This window comes from Flavobacterium sp., assembly GCF_020217025.1.
Taxonomy (GTDB): Bacteria; Bacteroidota; Bacteroidia; order Flavobacteriales; family Flavobacteriaceae; genus Flavobacterium.
This window is the reverse complement of record NZ_JAIWOF010000226.1, coordinates 1-18908: the sequence shown is the minus strand read 5'-3', so window position 1 is coordinate 18908 and position 18908 is coordinate 1. Positions and strand designations below refer to the sequence as shown.

Below are 18908 nucleotides of genomic sequence, written 5' to 3'. Positions count from 1 at the left end.
TTAAAACAAGCTTTTGCGATTGCAACAAAAAAAGAATATTATTCAGTGAAAATTAACTAAAATAAATTTGGAAAAAAACACAGTTCATTCCGAGCTTGCTAGGAATCTACTACGAAGTAGACTTACATTTGAGCGAAGCGAAAACTATTACACTTGAACTTGCCCTTGAACTTGATTTTAAATAAAAATAATAAAATAATGAAACACTGGATACAAGCCGTACGATTACGAACCTTACCACTTTCCGTTTCTGGAATTATTGTGGGAAGCGCTTATGCTCATTACCAAGGATATTCCGATTGGAGAATTGTGGTTTTGGCGTTATTAACTACCTTAGGATTACAAGTATTATCCAATTATGCCAACGATTACGGAGACGGCGTAAAAGGAACTGATGCTAACAGAATCGGAGAAAAACGCTTAGTAGCAGCTGGAGTAATAACAGCTGAGCAAATGAAAAAAGCAGTTATCATTACAGCAGTATTGACGTTTATTATTGCTCTTTTATTGATTTACGTGGCATTCGGAAAAGATAATTTCGCCTTAAGTTTGATATTCATCTTATTAGGAATCGGTTCCATCGGAGCAGCCATTAAATACACAGTTGGGAAAAGTGCTTATGGATATAGCGGTTTTGGAGATGTATTCGTGTTTATTTTCTTTGGATTGGTTTCGGTAATTGGTTCTAACTTTTTATTCACTCATTTTATCGATTGGAAGTTATTCTTACCCGCAACCGCTATCGGATTATTAAGTGTTGCGGTGCTGAATTTAAACAACATGCGCGATATTGAAAACGATAAAATCGCAGGAAAGAATACGTTGGTTGTGAAAATGGGTTTAAAATGGGCAAAAAAATATCATGAAATTATTTTAGCAATCGGTATGTTATCTTTTATGTTGTTTTTAATGCTAATTAAATCTTCATTAATTCCTGTTTTATTAATTAATATCCCAATAATTATGAATATGAACAAAGTGAATAAATCTGAAAAATACGAAGACTTCGATCCAGAACTTAAAAAAGTTGCCTTGAGTACTTTTGCATTAAGTATATTATTTTGGTTAACTTTAGTCTTTCTAAACTAATCACTATTTACTAATCACTTTTCACTAAAATAAAAAACTATGAAAATCACATTTTACGGACACGCTTGTATCGGAATTGAAGTTAATGACGTTCACATTTTAGTGGACCCGTTTATTTCTGGAAATCCAAAGGCTTCTCATATTGATATCAATACGTTGAAAGCGGATTATATATTGTTAACACACGCACATCAAGACCATATTTTGGACGTAGAGGCGATTGCTAAACGTACCGAAGCAGTTATTGTTTCCAACTACGAAATTGCTTCACATTACGGAAACAAAGGATTCAATTACCATCCCATGAATCACGGCGGAAGTTGGGATTTTGAATTCGGAACCGTGAAATATGTAATTGCACTACATACGTCTTCATTCCCAGATGGCAGCTACGGTGGGCAACCTGGCGGATTTGTAATTGAGGGAGAACACAAAAATATCTACATCGCTGGTGACACGGCTTTAACCATGGATATGAAATTAATTCCAATGCGTACCAAGCTTGATTTAGCGATTTTGCCTATTGGAAGTAACTTTACAATGGATGTAGAAGATGCGATTATTGCCTCTGATTTTGTGCAATGCGATAAAGTGTTGGGTTATCATTTCGACACGTTTGGTTACATCGAAATCAATCACGAAGAAGCGAAGCGTAAATTTTTCGACAAAGGAAAAGACTTGATGTTGTTAGAAATCGGACAAAGTATTGAATTGTAAATTTGGTACAAAAATTGAATGGTTATTAAACACATAGACACATAGATTTCAATTCTCGTTTTTCGTGTCAATATTAATCTTTTAAATGAGTAAAATCTTATATAAAGTTTCATTCTTTATTGCAATAGTAGTTTTGATAATTGGTATTGTAATGAAGTTTTTTAATAGTTCAACAAATGGTTTTTCATTTAGTAAAACTGGAAGTTTATATTCAGGTACTATTGACGGAAATGGTTTAATTCTTCTAGGTTTTTTACTTTTGATTTTTTCTTTTTGGGCTTGTAAGGATTATAGTACGATTGAAAGGAATAAAGTTTTAATGAGAAATAATGAAGCTAATGAAATTAAAAAAAGAAAATTAAAAACTAATAGAAAATAGAACTTTTAAGCTATGATTTCTATGTAAAGTGTAACGACTAAAAATTAACACAAAGAGCAACTATGATACTATGTGTTTAAAAAAATAAAAAAATGAATAAACTTTTATACTTCATATCCGCCGTATTATTTTCAAGCTCAATTTTAGCTCAGAAAGAGGGTTTTTGGGACAAAGAAAGAGCAACCACAAAAGAAATAACACTTTCAGCCGGAAAACGCGCTTTAATTAAAACAGAGGATTTACCCGTTGGGACTACTGAATTTGTATACAGAATCACCATTTTAGATGAAAGTCAAAAGCTAACTTCGAGTTTGGTTTCGGTATTAAAGGCGATTCCTGATCCTACGGGAATTAGTCAGGGAGCGGCTGGAGCGATTCATTTAACATCGGCTATTTCGGGTGATGATAAGTGTACGTTTGCTTTGTTTCAAGAACCAAATGCCGCTAATTTGTTTCTAAAAGAAGGTAAAACCGATAGAGCGTGTTGGGAACAAAAAGAAAAAGTAAGCAAAGATGCTAAGTTGATTTCGTCTTCTTCTTTATGTTTAACCAATTTACCTAATCTTTGGTTCGGATTTGAAAGTCAAAATTGGGTAATGAATCAAAAAATCGTTTTAGAAGTCGTGCCTTGGGTCGATTATAAAGCAAGCAGAGGTTGGGACAAAACGACTAAAAATGAGATTTTAAACTTAGCTAAAAAGTTGCCAGTAGTTTCAAAACTGACAAAAAAAGAGGCTTTTTATGCTGCTTTTATCGAAAATAGTAGCAAAAAGTATACCTATAGAGAGTTTTCTCAACTTTTAGCGATTGAGAAAAACAATGCTATTGAAAAGCTTACGGAAGAGAGTTTAAAAGAAACGGGTGAAGTAAAAGCTTATTACGATATCATCCGTGAAAAATCAAATGTGGCTTTTCAAAAAGGAAATTATGAGGAAGCAATTTCGATTCTTTCTACCGAAATGTTTGCTAAAAACCGAGCGACTTACATCGATTATAGACTTTTAGGTGATTATTATTTGTATTCAAGACAGTTTACAAAAGCAGAAGAAATGTATACTAAAGGCATAAAATTGAATCCATCTGAAATTCATTTTCAGTTAAATTTGGCACACGTGTATTTGTTTACCGACAGAATTTCAGAAGCCAAAGCCATTCATAAAAAATACGCTCACGAAAGTTTATCTAATAGTAAAACGTGGATAGCACAAACGAAATCGGATTTCACAACTTTCGAAAAACACGGATTACCAACAGACGACTTCAAGAAAATCTTGAGGGTTATTGAATAATATAGCAATAACAAGTTCAAGTGCAAAATTCAACTTCAAGCTTTGAAATTTGTACTTGAATTTGCACTTGTACTTGAATATGAAAGCAACCTACAAAAAATACATCCTGAATTTCAAACGTCCAAGCGGGACTTCTCGTGGGGTAATGACGGAGAAAGAAACTTGGTTTTTAATCTTGGAAGAAAAGGGTAAAATCGGGATAGGTGAGTGTGGTATTTTACGAACCCTTTCTATTGATGATAGACCCGATTATGAAGAAAAATTACAATGGGTTTGCCAAAACATTCATTTGGGAAAAGACCAATTGTGGGACGCATTAATGGAATTTCCTTCGATTCAATTCGGAGTGGAAATGGCGTTTCTGTCGTTGGAGTCTAAAACACCATTCGATTTATTTCCTTCGGAATTTACAATTGGTAAAAGGAATATGTTGATTAATGGTTTGGTTTGGATGGGCGAGGAGCAGTTTATGAAAACCCAAATCGAAGAAAAATTAGCACAAGGATTTTCGTGTATAAAATTGAAAATTGGTGCGATTGATTTTGAAAAAGAATTAGGTTTGTTGAGATTTATTCGTCAAAATTTTGACGCTAAAACTATTGAAATTCGGGTAGATGCGAACGGTGCTTTCGATTCAAAAGAAGCTTTAAGTAAATTAAATCAATTAGCTGAATTTGAATTACATAGTATTGAGCAACCCATTAAAGCCAATCAACGTCAAGAGATGAAAATGCTTTGCCAACAAACGCCTTTTCCAATCGCGTTAGACGAAGAATTAATTGGTGTGTTTGGAATTGCGAATAAACGAAAATTACTAGAAGAAATTCAGCCCCAATATATTATTTTAAAACCAAGTTTAGTCGGTGGTTTCAAAGGAACATTAGAATGGATTTCCATTGCTGAAAGTTTGAATATCGGTTGGTGGATTACTTCTGCATTAGAAAGCAACATCGGATTAAACGCAATCACCCAATTTACATTTACCTTACATAATCCCATGCCGCAAGGTTTAGGAACGGGTGGTTTGTATACGAATAATTTCGATTGTCCGTTGGAAATTGAGAAGGGACATATTCAGTATAATGTTTCTAAACAATGGGATGTTTCTAATTTAGGAATTTAGGAGGGCACGCGGATGATACGGGTTTGCTTCGCAAAGCGCTGGTGTGAGCGGATTTTTTTGAAACATAGATTGGATAAATTGAAGTAATCTTCAAAATATTATATGTACTTTATTAGACGAAACGTTTCACTAGTTTTACTTATATGACTTATATGACTTATATGTTTTAATTTTTATAAGTAAAGTACATTGCCCTTGAACTTGCCCTTGAACTTATTCTCCGTTTAAAGTATTATTTTCTAAATTTGCACAACTAAATCATTAATAAATGTTTCGTTTAAAATTACCAACCGACCCAAGATGGGCCAACATAGCAGAAGGAAATTTAGAAGAAATTCTAACCGATCATGCTTGGTGCGAATTGAAAGCGTCTTCTAATGCTATCATGTTAATTAATATGTTGCCTGAGTTTACGGAAATCACAACTGAATTGACTATGATTGCGAAAGAAGAAATGGATCATTTTGAGCAAGTGCATGAGATTATCAAAGTGCGTGGTTGGGTGTTAGGTCGTGAACGAAAAGATAGTTATGTAAACGATTTATTCAAATTCATGAAACCCGGTAATCGTAAGCACTTAATTGTAGAACGCATGTTATTTGCAGCTATGATTGAAGCCAGAAGTTGCGAACGATTCAAAGTACTTTCAGATAATATCAAAGACGAAGAATTAGCAGTTTTTTATAGAGAATTAATGATTTCAGAAGCCAATCATTATACTTCTTTCTTGCAATTTGCTCACGAATTAGCAGAAGAAGGGTACGACGTAAAAAAACGTTGGGAAGAATGGTTAGAATTTGAAGCCAAAGTAATTGCAAGTTACGGGAAATCGGAGACGATTCATGGGTAGGTTAGTGAAAAGTAAAAAGTAAAAAGTAAAAAGTAAAAAGTGAAAAGTAAAAAGTGAAAAGTTTTTCGCTTACTTTTATTTAACTTTTAGATTTGAACTTGTCTTTGCCCTTGATTTTTATTTTGGAACACAGATTTTTAAACCACATAGACACATAGTTTTTTTACACCGAGCTTCACCGAGTTTTTTTTGATATGGATTGTGTTGAAGAGTTACACAGAGGCGTTGCACTTGAATAGAAACGCGAATGATGATTTTACAGATAGTTACGGATTTCTTATGAAAAGTTATAACGTTTAAAGTTCTTGATAGGAATTGTCCCCTTGAGGGGACTTTAGGGGTGTTGCAGGTTTGTAGTTGATTTTTGCCCTTGTTCTTGCTATTTGTTCTTCGCTTCAATCCACTTGCTCATGTACTTGGTGCTTTGTAAGCTTTGGTGTTGTAGTATTTGTCCTAAGAAGTTTTGGTTTCTGTGTGTTTTCAAATGCTCTTGAAGATATTCTACTTGATTGATAAAATCACTTGCAAATAATTCCTTTTTAAAACGTTTTTCTATAATCTCATATCCGTTTTGTTGAGCGGTTTCCCAAAGGGATTTATTGGAATATAATTCGACTGCTTTTTCTACAAAATCATTTTCATCTGAAGTGATGAATCCGTTCCAATCTAAATTGCCGTGCATGGCTTCAGCGCCCATTTTAGTGGTTACTGAAGGTAATCCTTGTTGCATGGCTTCAAATAATTTGCCTTTCAAACCAGCTCCGTAGGGAATTGGGGCTAACAATACTTTTGCTTTTGCATAGACTTCTATTACACTTTCTGCTCTTCCTTTAATTAAAAAAGCTTCTTTTTCGTTATGCAATTGTTTTCCTTTTTCGGATACATAAGCGCCGTACACGTGAAGTTCGGCTTCAGGAAGTTGTTTTTTGATGGATTTCCATTGTTTTTTTAGTTGTAAAACGGTTTGCCAATTGGGTTCGTGCAAAAAGTTGCCGATGCTTACAAAATGGTTTCGCTCTTCCAACTTTGGAACATTTGGGTTTATTTCTTCCGATAGGAAAGGCAAATAGTACAAAAGAGATGCATCAATCTTAAACGTTTCTGTAGCCAATTGCATTTCGTATTCGGAAATCAACAACGTTAAATCGCATCTGTAAATGGAAGCCATTTCGCGTTTGAAAACATCGGAAATGTAGTCTTCAAAAACCAGTTCGCGATTTTGTTTGAACGCCACTTCTCTAGCTTTTCTTAGAAAATGTAAGTCTTCGGTATCTAAAATTCGTAGTGCATTCGGGCAGTTTTCCATAACGCGCCAGCCATATTGTTCTTCTATCATAAAACGGTCAAACAGCACTACATTGGGATTTAATTCTTTGATAAGGGTGTCGAAAGAACTGTCATTTAATTGAATCGCTTGCGTTTTAACTGAAATGGTACTTAAATCAAAAGAGAAATTAGATGGCATAGCTGAACACAAAAACGTGATTTCATAGTCTTGCTTTTGAAACAAGGCAATGAGTTGCAACATTCTGCTTCCTGCTGCGGTTGAATTGGGTTCTGGCCATACGGCTCCGATGATGACTAAGTGCTTCATGGGGCAAAGATAGGTATTAAGTAAAAAGTAAAAAGTAAAAAGTAAAAAGTAAAAAGTAAAAAGTAAAAAGTAAAAAGTAAAAAGTAAAAAGTAAATTTGCATTAATCACTAATCACTTAAAAATGAGTTTTTTCAAATTTTGTCCTAGTTGTGCTTCAACGCATTTTTCGTTTCCTGATAATCGTCGGTTTTTGTGTGCGGATTGTGGGTTTACTTATTATCATAATATTGCGGCGGCTGTAGCGCTTGTTTTTACGTTTGAAGACAAGGTGTTGTTTACGGTTCGAAATGTAGATCCTGATAAAGGGAAATGGGATTTGCCTGGTGGCTTTATTGACCCGAATGAAACGGCGGAAGAAGCGGCTTGTAGAGAGATTAGAGAAGAATTGGGCTTGGACTTGCAGCCTTCGGATTTAAAGTATGTTACGACTTCACCGAATAATTATTTGTATAAAAACGTGCCGTACCGAACGATGGATATTTTTTATGAATGCGCCTTGCCTTCAGATGCCATAAATGTAGCTGCTGAAGACGAAATTCAGGAGTTGGTATGGGTGAAACGTTCGGAAATTGATTTGGATAAAATTGGTTTTGTTTCGATACGTAAGGTGATAGGAGAGCAGTATTTGAAATAGTTTATTTTTGAAGGTGTACTTAAACTTGCTTTTTTTGGAACACAGATTAAAGAAATTGAAGTAATCTCTATAATTTTAATCTTTAGAAATTCATTGTCATTATTGACATTCTTAGCTTGTCGAAGGCTAATGAAAAAATATAGCACTAAAATTTCTTAGAAGGAATTGTCCCCTTGAGGGGACTTAGGGGTGTTGCGGGTGTTTTGAATGATGAATAAAGAATTTTGAATTTTGAAGTTGCAACCACATAGACACAATAGCTTTTGTTTGTGTTGATTTTAGGCGTTGTACTTGGCATAGTTCACATTAGAATGGGTGTGTAGTTCATTATGCTGTTGAGCATTTTTTTAATGTTGAATGATGAATAACGAATGTTGAATTTTGAAGTTGCAACAACATAGACACAATAGCTTTTGTTTGTGTTGATTTTAGGCGTTGTACTTTGTATAGTTCACATTAGAATGGGTGTGTAGTTCATTATGCTGTTGAGCATTTTTTTAATGTTGAATGATGAATAACGAATGATGAATGTTGAATTTGTTCTTGAGTTGGCACGCGGATGAAACGGGTCCGCCTAGGCGGAGCGCTGGTGGTGGCGGATTTTTTTGGAACACGGATTAAAGAAATTGAAGTAATCTTTATAATTTTTAATCTTTAGAAATTTATTGTCACGATTGTCATCCTGAGCTTGTCGAAGGCTAGTGTAAAAATATAGCACTAAGTTTTGCACAGAGTTACACGGAGTTTCTTTGAAGTGGATTGTGTTGAGAGAGTTACACAGAAGCGTTGCACTCTTATAAGAACGCGGATGACGATGATTTTGCTGATGGTTACGGATTTCTTATGAAAAGTTATGACGTTTAAAGTTCTTGATAGGAATTGTCCCCTTGAGGGGACTTTAGGGGTGTTGCTGGTGTTTTTGAATGTTGAATGATGAATAACGAATGTTGAATTTTGAAGTTGTTCTTGAGTTGGCACGCGGATGAAACGGGTCCGCCTCGGCGGAGCGCTGGTGGTGCCTGATTTTTAGTTACACAAAGTAGCACTAAGTTTTGCACAGAGTTACACTAAGTTTTTTTGGAAGTGGATTGTGTTGATTGAGTTGCACAGAGGAGTTGCAATCTTATAAGAACGCGGATGACGATGATTTTGCTGATGGTTACGGATTTCTTTATTGGGAGATAAAGTGTATTTGGGGTTTTACCAGTTTTGGTAATGATGGAAAGGGGGAATTGGGGAAATATGCTATAATTGAAGCTTAAGAAGCTACTTTATAATTTGGTGGAAGACGAAAGGGTTCAAGCTCTTCTATGGGAATGCCTGTGTATTTTGCATAATCTGTGAATGTGATTTTGCGTCCTTTTTCTGTTTTTTTGAAGTATGCACGCATGTCGCTCATCTTTTGAGAAGCGGTACGAGGGGAACATTCTTCTATGTTCATTATGTCTTTAGTAGTGATGCAAATTCTTAAAATGGTTCTTGACATTCCTAATTTTCTTTAATTTTTCCGCCTGTCTTGTTAGTTTTTTCATGTTTAAATTATTTTGAGTTTGTTAAATTTGGTTTAGCTAGCCATTATGTAATAATTTGCTAACGGTATGTTTACAAATTTAGCAATAATTTAACAAGTTGTTTCTATAAGTTTTTAACAATTGGATGGAGTTTTCAACAAAGCCGATGTTTTAATTTCAGGTCGATTTTGTTGGTTTTTAGATTAAAATAAGTATTTTTTTACTGCTTTTTCGCCACTTTTTGCCTTTTTTTAGATTTTTTATAAAAATTATATTCTATGTTTTTTACTCAGTTGTTGCTATTTCGAATTTGTTTATTTTCTTACAATTTAACTTATTTAACCACATAGACACAATAGACTGGATTGAGTTAGTTCTAGGCGTTTCACTTTTCATAGTTTACACTTACCTAATCGCATTGTTATGCTACTAAGTATCTATTTTGTACTTGAATTTTGAATTTGAACTTGTTCTTGTTTTAGGACACCGATTGAAGAAATGGAAGTAATCTTTAGAATAGTAATTATTGTAAAATTTCTTAGAAGTAATTATCCTCCTGAAGATTCTGGACAGGCTCTTGATTGGACTTAAGGAGTGTTTACCTATTTGTAACTTCTGAGGTAGCTTTGGTATACCTCTACCATACTTCTAGCATACACTTGGCATACACTATTGATACACTCCTCATACACTCCTCATACACTAAGGTTGTTTTTTAGTATGTTTTTCTATTTGTTATCTTATTTTTTAATTCGTTTATTTTCAATTGATTGGCTTCTTTTTTGTGCAAAAATGGTAATAATTGTTGTTTTTGGCGGATTTTGCATGTCTTGGTTTATTTTATGAAAAAGAATGCAAGAGAATTCGTTTTCGGCAGTATTTACAAGAGCTCCTTTGGTACGTGGCTACCTTTGTGTCAGTATAAATAATTAAATATTTAAAATCATGGCAAAATTAAAAAGCTTGATCAAATTAGAAGGTACGATGGAAGATCTTACTTTCTACAAAGGTACCGATGGGTACTTTGTGCGCACCAAAGGTGGTGTGAGTAAAAACCGAATTATGAACGACCCAGCGTTTGCTCGTACACGAGAGAATGGGGCTGAGTTTGGCAGTATTGCGAGTTCGGGGAAATTATTGCGTACGGCATTGGGGCCGATGGTGTTTCGAGCGAAAGACAGTAAACTGACGAGTAGGCTTGTGAAGGTTATGGGACAAATTAAGAATTTGGACAGTGTGAGTGCTCGTGGAGCGCGAAATGTAGCAGAAGGATTGAATAGTTCAACCTCTACTTCGATTTTGGAAGGATTTGATTTTAATGCAAGAGCTACTTTTGGTAGTGTATTGAATTCGATTGTTTCTGTTGATACGACTACTGGAGCAGTAAGTATTGCCGCTTACAACCCATTGGAGCAAATGCGCAGTCCTGAGGGGGCGACTCATTTTAGTTTGCAAGTTGGGTTTTTGCGTATTGATTTTGCCTCAGGTGCTTATGAGCTGACCCAAAGTCCTGAAGAAGTATATCCTTTGGCAAATGGGATGATTTCGCCTGTATTGACTCCAGCAAGTGTACCAATAGCTACTGGTACTGGAATGCATTTTATCTTGATTGAATTTTTTCAAGAGGTGAATGGTTCTCAGTATATGTTGAACAATGGCGCTTTTAACGTGTTGAATTTGCTAAAATTAAGTTAGTTTGAAGTAGTGTTCAAAATTACTGACTTAGAGAAACGCCCCGCTTGTAATAGTGGGGTGTTTTTTGTTTGTTTCAGGTTTCAGGTTTGTGGCACGCGGATGATACTGATTTGCTTGCGCAAAACGCTGAGGTTAGCGGATTTTTTTTCACCGAGTTTCACCGAACTTCTTTTAAAGTGGATTATGTTGAGAGAGCTCCACAGAGACGTTTTACATTTCCTGGTTCACATTAGTCTATACGCATAGTTTGTCATGCTGTTAAGCATCTCCTGAACAAGTGACTCTTTCTTTAAGAATTAGTTTTCTAGAACACTTATCCATTGTAGTTTTTGTGTTCTTTTTGGTTAGAATTTACACTGAGCATCACCGAGGTTTTTAAAGTAAATTGCGTTGGTAGAGCTATACCAAGGCGTTTCACTTGTTTTGTGATAAAAGCATTACTTATTAAAAAAATGAGGGTATTCAATATAAATTTTTCCTTTTAAAATGGGATACATTTCATCTCCCATCCCAAAAATAATATTGGACTCAAAACCATCATTTGTTTTTTGAAATAGTAATGGACTATCTAATTCCTCAACAAAAGTTATGGCTCCTATTACAATATCTCTTGTATAATTTTCTTTAACCCTAACTTCTAATTTTATTAAATCATAACCAAAGACTTCAATTGGTTCATAGTTCTCTATTTCATCTGGTACAATTGAAAATCCTGTTTTAAAATCACGATTTGTATTGATTACTTGAAGCCATATATTATCTTCATGATTACCTAACATTACAAAATAATACTCCATTTCTAAGAGTTCTGTTTTTACTTTTTTTAATCTTAAGATTTGTCCTGGACTGTAAGGGATTTTCATTTGTTATAAAGTTAGTTTTGTGATAACTAATCAAAACCTATACCATATTTTGATTGAATTTTTATATTTCTTATCTGTTATATTTTTTCTATAGTTAGTAATTGATTTGTGAAAGAACTAAGTTATAATTTTTATTTTAATATGCTTAATTATTCCATTATGGAATAACAAAAAAGCTTCCTTAATATTGCTAATTGGAATAATTCTATTCAATCGTAAACGATGACAGAAAAAAAAATCAACCAACTCATTTCGCATCAATTAGTTAAAGCCAGAGAGGAATTAGGCTTAACACAGATGAAAGTACAAAGCGATAAAATTATGCGCCAAAGTACTTTATCTAAAATTGAAAACGGAGCCAAAAATATTAGTGCTGCTAAATTATTCCTTTTAGCAACGTATTACAAAAAACCTATAGAATACTTTTTTGAGAAATGAAAATGAAGGATAAAAAATTAACTTATATTGATTTATTTGCAGGTTGTGGTGGACTTTCAGAAGGCTTTATGCAAACTAATAATTTTGAGGCTTTAGCTCATGTTGAATGGGAAATGCCAATGGTTAAAACACTAAGAAACAGATTAAAAACAAAATGGGAACATACAGATGAGGATGCTGAAAAAAGCGTTGTTCATTTCGATATTCAAAAAACAGAAGAATTAATTAATGGTAATTGGGTAGAGGATACAAAATTAAAGTATGCTAAAACAAATCATGAATTTGTTGTTGAAAAAGGGTTAAAAGGTTTAGTTGGTGACAAAAAAGTAAATTTAATTATTGGAGGACCTCCGTGTCAAGCATATTCAATTGCTGGTAGAGCCCAAGATAAAAATTCAATGAAAGATGATTATAGAAATTATCTTTTTGAAAGTTTTGTAAAAGTTGTTGATGCTTTTAAACCTGAATGTTTTGTGTTTGAAAATGTTCCAGGTCTATTGAGTGCGTGTCCGGGTAATATTCCTGTTACTGACAGAATTTTTGATGCATTTAAGAAAATTGGGTATGAGATTAGAGATCCACAAAAATTAAAAAAATCTATATATACTGCATCCGAATTAGGTGTCCCTCAAAAAAGGAATAGAATTATTATCATTGGTGTTAGATCTGACTCAAATATAAATTTGGAAGACATCTATAAAAGTATTGACTCCCTAAAGAATAATTTAAGTTATAAAACAGTTAGTGATGCGATTTCTCACTTGCCTAAATTATTGCCTATAGGTAATGCTATTAAAATTGATGGTAAAAATATTTCCCATAAAGTGAGGGAGAAAAAAACGATCAAATATCACGAACCTCGTTTTCATAATGATAGAGATGTTACTATTTTTAAAAATTGGGTAAAAAATGATATGAATAAAAAACCAATGGTTGATAAAATAAGTTTTTACAATGATTTAATGGGTAAAAACTCTAATCATGCTAAATATAGAAATCTTGAATGGGATAAACCATCTCCAACTATAGTTGCTCATTTATATAAAGATGGTTTAATGTTTATCCATCCTGATGAAAAACAAGCAAGGTCAATTACTATAAAAGAGGCTGCATTATTACAATCTTTTCCTGATGATTATGAATTTTTAGGGAGTAATGGAGATTGTTATAAAATGATTGGAAATGCAGTGCCTCCTGAAATGGCAAAAAATATAGCATTGGGAATTGTAAAATGTTTAAAATAATGATATTTATTAAATAAAAAATATGAAAGTACTTGTTGCATGTGAAGAAAGCCAAGCAGTTACAAAAGAATTAAGGAAGCTAGGTCATGAAGCATACAGCTGTGATTTACTTGAATGTAGTGGAGGGCATCCAGAATGGCATTTCAATCACGATGTGTTTGAAGTAATAGAAAATAAAGGAGGTATAACCCAAAACGGTAAAAAAGTAAAAATAAAAGGTAATTGGGATTTAATGATTGCTCATCCTCCATGTACTTTTTTAGCAGTAAGCGGTGCAAGATGGTATTATCATCCTGAAGATAAAGACCTTCCTTTTGATCAAAGAAGACCACATCCCCGATTTCCTGATCGTGCTAAAGATAGAGAAGAAGCACTAGAGTTTTTTATTAAACTTTTAGAGGCTCCAATTGATAAAATAGCTGTTGAAAACCCGGTAGGTATTGTAAGTACACGTTACAAAAAACCTGATCAAACTGTCCATCCTTGGATGTTTGGTGACGAAGCTTCAAAAGCTACATGTTTGTGGTTGAAAAATTTACCTCTTTTAGAACCTACTAGCATAGTTGGTAAGGGAGAACGAGTAGTATTAAGTAGTGGTAAAAGTTTACCGAAATGGTATTCAGATGCTTTAACGCTTTCAAAATCTTCTGCTGAAAGAAGAACAATGAGAAGTAAAACATTTGAAGGTTTAGCTAGGGCAATGGCAGAGCAATGGACTAAAATATAAATAATATGATATATATCAAGAAAATTATCAATCAAGATTTAGACAGAACTCCAACATTTAATGTAGAGTCTATTCGTGATTTTTTTAAAATTAATTTGGATAACGGTCAACATTTGTTAAAAAAAATAATTTTAATACCTAGCAATAAAGAATTTGATGTCAAATTTCAAAAAAGGGAAACAAGAGATGAATATCGTGTATTCCTTAATGATTTATTTAGAGAAATAAATCCTATTGAAGGTGATATATTAATATTAAGAAAACGCAATCAAGATGTTTTTTTGTGCGAACACATCAACAATAATAGTAAGAGCTATGATTATTTAAATTATCTTTTTGAAGAAAAAAGTAATCACCAACTAATTGTAAGTGAAAGTGAAAATAACGATAATGCAAATCAACCAGTTAATATACTTGACGAATTTATTGAGTGGTTTATTAAACTAGATGGAAGCAAACATAATTATTATTCTGATTTTTTTTCTAAAAGTAAAGAAAAGCTCAAAGCAGAGTTAATAAATTATGAAAAAATTTATCAAAATGAATTTAAAACAAAAGTGTTCACAATATACAAAAATGATATTAATAATCTAATAGAAGCAATAAAAGGTAATCTTGAAAAAAAAGAAGGTGATTTTTTTGAATATAGTGCTAAAAAATCTAATCACATGCCAAGAGCAATATTGGGTAAAAGTAATTATTTACTATTTTTAAAAGAATTATTGAATGATGTTAAAACAACTTTAGCTAACTCTTCAAAAGTTCACTCAATAAATAAAATTTATTTTGGACCTCCGGGTACAGGAAAATCACATGCCATTAAAGAATATCTTAAAAAGTATAATGTATCTAACGAAAACTATTCTCGTGTAACATTTCATCCAGATTACGATTATCATTCATTTGTAGGTGGATACAAGCCTTATACAGACATCAATGATAATGATAAAATCAAATATAAGTTTGTACCACAAATTTTCACGGAGCTATATGTTAAAGCATGGTCTAAACAAGACGAACATTACTTTTTAGTAATTGAAGAAATAAATAGAGGTAACTGTTCTGAGATATTTGGAGATATTTTTCAATTGTTAGACCGAAATCCAGAATATAACATTGAACCTTCATCAGAATTAAGAGATTATTTATCAGAAGAAGAAGAAGAAATTAATGTTGAACGTATTAAAAATGGTGAAGAAGCAATCAGTCTTCTAAAAGATGGTAAATTACAAATGCCAAATAATTTATCAATCTTAGCTTCTATGAATACTTCTGACCAATCATTATATCCAATGGATTCAGCATTTAAACGTAGATGGGAATGGAAATATATTCCAATAGATACAACATGTAAAAAGTCTAATTTTGTTATTAAAATAAAAGAAGATAAAAGGTATTCTTGGTTAAGTTTCATAGATAAAGTAAATAGAAAAATTTACAGCGTAACGAAATCAGAAGATAAACAAATAGGTAATTGGTTTATCGATGCTAGTAAATCTGATGGTATAATCTCTAAAGAAATTTTTACAAACAAAGTATTATTTTATCTGTGGAATGATGTTTTTAAAGATGAAACATACCATCAAGATACTATTTTTGTTCAAAAGAACGATGATGGTTCTAAAATAAAAGATCTTTCATTCAATGATTTTCACAAGGAAGGTAATCAAGATGATTTATTAATTTATTTGTTTGAAAAAGTTTTAGGTGTTACTAAAGCAGAGGATAAAACGACAGAGGATAAAACATATCCTGATCAAGAAAATACTATGTCTATAGCTGCTGAGCCATCTGAAGATGAAAATGATAGTGAATAATGAAGATTCTATTTGAGGGCGCAAAATATAACATCAATGATTTGAAATCTTGTTTTGGTGATAAATTCTATCACCAAATAGGAGATTATGGATATATAGATGTAGTAGGTTATTATCATTCTAATGACAACCAACTTTATTATTTTTTACCTAAGTTATTCATTACAGAAGAAGAAAGATTTTTAGATACTGAAATTTATTATTTAGATTTTTTTAAATTCAAGATTGAAGAATTACTTAAAGAAGATATTACCTTATTAAATTGGTTTAGAAAATTTCTTATTCTATTTTACAAATCGCTATCAGAGTATAAAAGTAGAGTTGATGATAAAATTATTCACCTTGGTGAAACTTTACAATTAAGTTCAAATATTGGCGAGAATGAATTTACATTTTTAGACTTAGTGCTAACAATACTTAATTTTTATAAGAAGAATAGTGACTTTTTTGTTTTCTATATTAAAGAACAAGAAACTAAAAAACATAAAAAAGTAAATTGGAATAAAACAATTAGAAAGCAACAACCGGTTTTTATTAATAGTTATCCTATTTATGATAATCTTAATACAAAAACAAAAGTTGTCAATAATGATGAAGTTTTAATGACCTATTTTTATTCTCTTTTAAATTATTTAAAAGATGAATATAAAGTTGATATAGTTATTGATTGTCCGTATACTTTAATTAAAGGTGAACGATTTAAAGATTTTTTAGATAATGGATTGTATAAAATCAAGAAAATTAAAAACAATTACTATTCTGATAAACTCAAAGCAATTTATAATTTATTAATATTATTTTTTGAAAGGACATTTGTTGGAAGTATCAAAAATAAAAATAATGATTTCATAGTTGTTAAACACTACCACAACGTATTTGAAGATATGATTGATAAATTATTATCAGACTCCTTTTCTAATCGAAAAACTTCAAATGGTATTTCTTTAAATCATTTAAAAAACAATAAAGATGGTAAGATTTTAGATCATTTATTTGAATTTGAAAGTATTTTAGATAATGATGAAAGTATTTTCTATATTGGAGATTCAAAATATTATAAACACAATAGTTCGATAAGTGAAAATTCTGTTTATAAACAATTTACTTATGCTAAAAATGTAATACAGTATAATATTGATTTATTACATGAAAATATAAAAATCCCATCATTAATAAATAAAAACATTAGGTACCGAGATGAAGTCACAGAGGGATATAGTATTTCTCCAAACTTTTTTATTCAAGGTGTAATAAAGAATATTAATGATTTTGAAAATCATACTCTAATACAGAATATTGAGAAAGGAACTGAAAAAAGTGCTCATTTCAAAGAGCGTTTGTTTGATAGAGATACCTTATTTATTAATTATTATGAAATAAATTTCTTATTCGTATTAAATGCGTACACCAATTATTCTCAAGATAATATAATAGAAATTCGAAATACATTTAAGAATATTTTTAAGACACATTTCAAATCATATTTTAAAAATCATAGTGGCTTTGATTTCTATGAGTTTAGTTTTAAAAATGAAAGTGATTTAAGAGAATTTGTAGATTTTGAATTTAGAAATTTGACAGGTAGAATTATTAGAACTTTATCTCAACCTGATAAATTAATACTCGCAATAAATTTTAATAGAGAAAGTAAATTGAAAGAGAAAAATCTTTTAGATAGATTTAAAGTTAGAAATAATCCTGTTGCAAAACAAAAGGAGTTTATGTATATATCAAGCTGCCCAATTATACCATCTATTAAAGATTACGAGTTTTAATAAATCCTTTTTTTTATTTTATGAACCTAGCTCATACGTGATTCCTTTCGCGTTCGTTTTGTTACTCACGAAATGCTGATGAGAGATACTAAAACAATTTCATCATGACAATAAGAAGAAAAGGGTTTTGATTTTCATAAGACTTTACAAAAAGCAGGAGTTAAGAGTGCTAAAACAAATAGCATGAAATCGATTTTATAGCTATACTATTTTTTAAGTTTTGTAGTTATAATTAAAATTCGTTTCCTATGCACAAAGCTTCCTTTACCATTCGCAAATCGAAATTAAAAACGCAGTTAACTAAGATGCAGAAGGCGCTTGCCACTATGTATAAAAAGAAGACTTATACGGTCTTAGAGCTTACGATTACAGATAATTTACTTACATTGGTTATTCCAGGCATCAAATTAGAACTGCCTTGTAAAACGGTACATACGGCAAAAGCCACTTTTGATTTTCATTACTTTTATGATATGGTGAAAACCTGGGATGGTATTTTTTTTGAATGTATTGTTACGGATAATCAATTGCAAATTGGGGTAACTAAAGTAACCGCTCAAACTACTTTTTTTGAAGATGATAGCATTTTGCGAAGCATCAAATTACCTATCAATTACACCGATTGGCATTTGCTGCAATTGGAACAAAAAGGCTTTACGCTTGAAGAATTGCGTTTTAATAATTTAGAGTTTGCTGTTTTTCACGCAGGTAAAAGATTAAAGCGTAATGTAAATAAGGCAAAGGAGATTTTAGGAATTTATGGTATAACTAAAAAAGAAATTGAGGACTTAATTGCTTCTAAGGTGAATATTAGTTGAGTTTTTGCTTAGTGCCATTGAATCCTTTCGCAATCCTTGATAATGAGTGATTGAATGATGATTGATGATTGCTTCGCCAGTTCGAGCATAGCTCTCGGGTAACGAATGTTGAATGATGAATATGGGCTTTACTACGTAAAGCAATTGCCTACCGTGTAGGAGATTCCTATTTTGGCGGAATGACAGCTTTGACTGCGTAAAGCAATTGCCTACTGAGTAGGAGATTTAGCTACGCTGAACTTACGTTTCTATTCTGCGGAATGAACTGTGTTTTTTTCCAAATTTATTTTAGTTAATTTTCACTGAATAATATTCTTTTTTTGTTGCAATCGCAAAAGCTTGTT

17 protein-coding genes are annotated in these 18908 nt (G+C 32.1%); 14 read left to right on the top strand and 3 right to left on the bottom strand.

The features are described from left to right. The first annotated feature begins 198 nt into the window (after positions 1-198). The 6 genes from menA to LDL23_RS11945 all read left to right on the top strand — a co-directional run bounded on the left by menA (position 199) and on the right by LDL23_RS11945 (position 5447). Entirely contained in the window at positions 199-1089 is an 891-nt protein-coding gene (gene menA, locus LDL23_RS11970; RefSeq protein ID WP_291265908.1) for a 1,4-dihydroxy-2-naphthoate octaprenyltransferase, read from the top strand. 39 nt (positions 1090-1128) lie between these two features. Further along, complete coding sequence (locus LDL23_RS11965; protein WP_291265907.1) at positions 1129-1806, top strand: metal-dependent hydrolase; 678 nt, start codon at positions 1129-1131, stop codon at positions 1804-1806. Between the two features lie 85 nt (positions 1807-1891). Continuing rightward, complete coding sequence (locus LDL23_RS11960) at positions 1892-2185, top strand: hypothetical protein (RefSeq protein WP_291265906.1); 294 nt, start codon at positions 1892-1894, stop codon at positions 2183-2185. 92 nt (positions 2186-2277) lie between these two features. Next, positions 2278-3474, top strand: coding sequence for a M48 family metallopeptidase (locus LDL23_RS11955; RefSeq protein ID WP_291265905.1), 1197 nt, complete (start codon positions 2278-2280; stop codon positions 3472-3474). A gap of 79 nt (positions 3475-3553) precedes the next feature. Continuing rightward, positions 3554-4597, top strand: a complete 1044-nt coding sequence (locus LDL23_RS11950; protein ID WP_291265904.1) for an o-succinylbenzoate synthase — start codon at positions 3554-3556, stop codon at positions 4595-4597. Between the two features lie 268 nt (positions 4598-4865). Continuing rightward, complete coding sequence (locus LDL23_RS11945; RefSeq protein ID WP_291265903.1) at positions 4866-5447, top strand: tRNA-(ms[2]io[6]A)-hydroxylase; 582 nt, start codon at positions 4866-4868, stop codon at positions 5445-5447. A gap of 379 nt (positions 5448-5826) precedes the next feature. Here LDL23_RS11945 and LDL23_RS11940 read toward each other — a convergent pair whose 3' ends face one another. Then, positions 5827-7041: a glycosyltransferase family 4 protein gene (locus LDL23_RS11940; protein ID WP_291265902.1), complete on the bottom strand. Its 1215-nt coding sequence runs from the start codon at positions 7039-7041 to the stop codon at positions 5827-5829. A 122-nt stretch (positions 7042-7163) separates the two neighbouring features. On the opposite strand from LDL23_RS11940, the gene LDL23_RS11935 reads away from it, so the two are divergent. Then, positions 7164-7676 (top strand): NUDIX domain-containing protein, encoded by a 513-nt coding sequence (locus LDL23_RS11935; RefSeq protein ID WP_291265901.1) that lies wholly within the window; start codon positions 7164-7166, stop codon positions 7674-7676. Positions 7677-8934: 1258 nt separating this feature from the next. On the opposite strand, the gene LDL23_RS11930 is transcribed toward LDL23_RS11935, so the two are convergent. Then, the gene (locus LDL23_RS11930; RefSeq protein WP_291265900.1) at positions 8935-9162 is read right to left on the bottom strand and encodes a hypothetical protein; all 228 of its coding nucleotides are present in this window, start codon (positions 9160-9162) and stop codon (positions 8935-8937) included. A 1087-nt stretch (positions 9163-10249) separates the two neighbouring features. On the opposite strand from LDL23_RS11930, the gene LDL23_RS11925 reads away from it, so the two are divergent. After that, positions 10250-10882 (top strand): hypothetical protein, encoded by a 633-nt coding sequence (locus LDL23_RS11925; protein ID WP_291265899.1) that lies wholly within the window; start codon positions 10250-10252, stop codon positions 10880-10882. A gap of 437 nt (positions 10883-11319) precedes the next feature. Here the strand turns inward: LDL23_RS11925 and LDL23_RS11920 are convergent, their stop codons facing one another. Then, positions 11320-11745 carry a hypothetical protein gene (locus LDL23_RS11920; RefSeq protein WP_291265898.1) on the bottom strand — a complete coding sequence of 142 codons (426 nt, stop codon included), beginning with the start codon at positions 11743-11745 and terminating at the stop codon, positions 11320-11322. A 222-nt stretch (positions 11746-11967) separates the two neighbouring features. Between LDL23_RS11920 and LDL23_RS11915 the strand changes: the two genes are divergently transcribed. From LDL23_RS11915 to LDL23_RS11890, 6 genes are all read left to right on the top strand, one after another. Next, positions 11968-12183, top strand: coding sequence for a helix-turn-helix transcriptional regulator (locus LDL23_RS11915; protein WP_291265897.1), 216 nt, complete (start codon positions 11968-11970; stop codon positions 12181-12183). A 2-nt stretch (positions 12184-12185) separates the two neighbouring features. Further along, a complete protein-coding gene (locus tag LDL23_RS11910) occupies positions 12186-13427 on the top strand; it encodes a DNA cytosine methyltransferase (protein ID WP_291265896.1) in 1242 nt (413 codons plus the stop codon). Between the two features lie 22 nt (positions 13428-13449). Continuing rightward, positions 13450-14154, top strand: a complete 705-nt coding sequence (locus LDL23_RS11905; RefSeq protein ID WP_291265895.1) for a hypothetical protein — start codon at positions 13450-13452, stop codon at positions 14152-14154. A 5-nt stretch (positions 14155-14159) separates the two neighbouring features. Then, on the top strand, positions 14160-15971 hold the full coding sequence (locus tag LDL23_RS11900; RefSeq protein WP_291265894.1) for an AAA family ATPase: 1812 nt from the start codon (positions 14160-14162) through the stop codon (positions 15969-15971). Next, entirely contained in the window at positions 15971-17746 is a 1776-nt protein-coding gene (locus LDL23_RS11895) for a hypothetical protein (protein ID WP_291265893.1), read from the top strand. Before LDL23_RS11900 ends, LDL23_RS11895 begins: the two co-directional genes overlap by 1 nt. A gap of 248 nt (positions 17747-17994) precedes the next feature. After that, positions 17995-18564: a hypothetical protein gene (locus LDL23_RS11890; RefSeq protein WP_291265892.1), complete on the top strand. Its 570-nt coding sequence runs from the start codon at positions 17995-17997 to the stop codon at positions 18562-18564. Positions 18565-18908 lie beyond the last annotated feature (344 nt).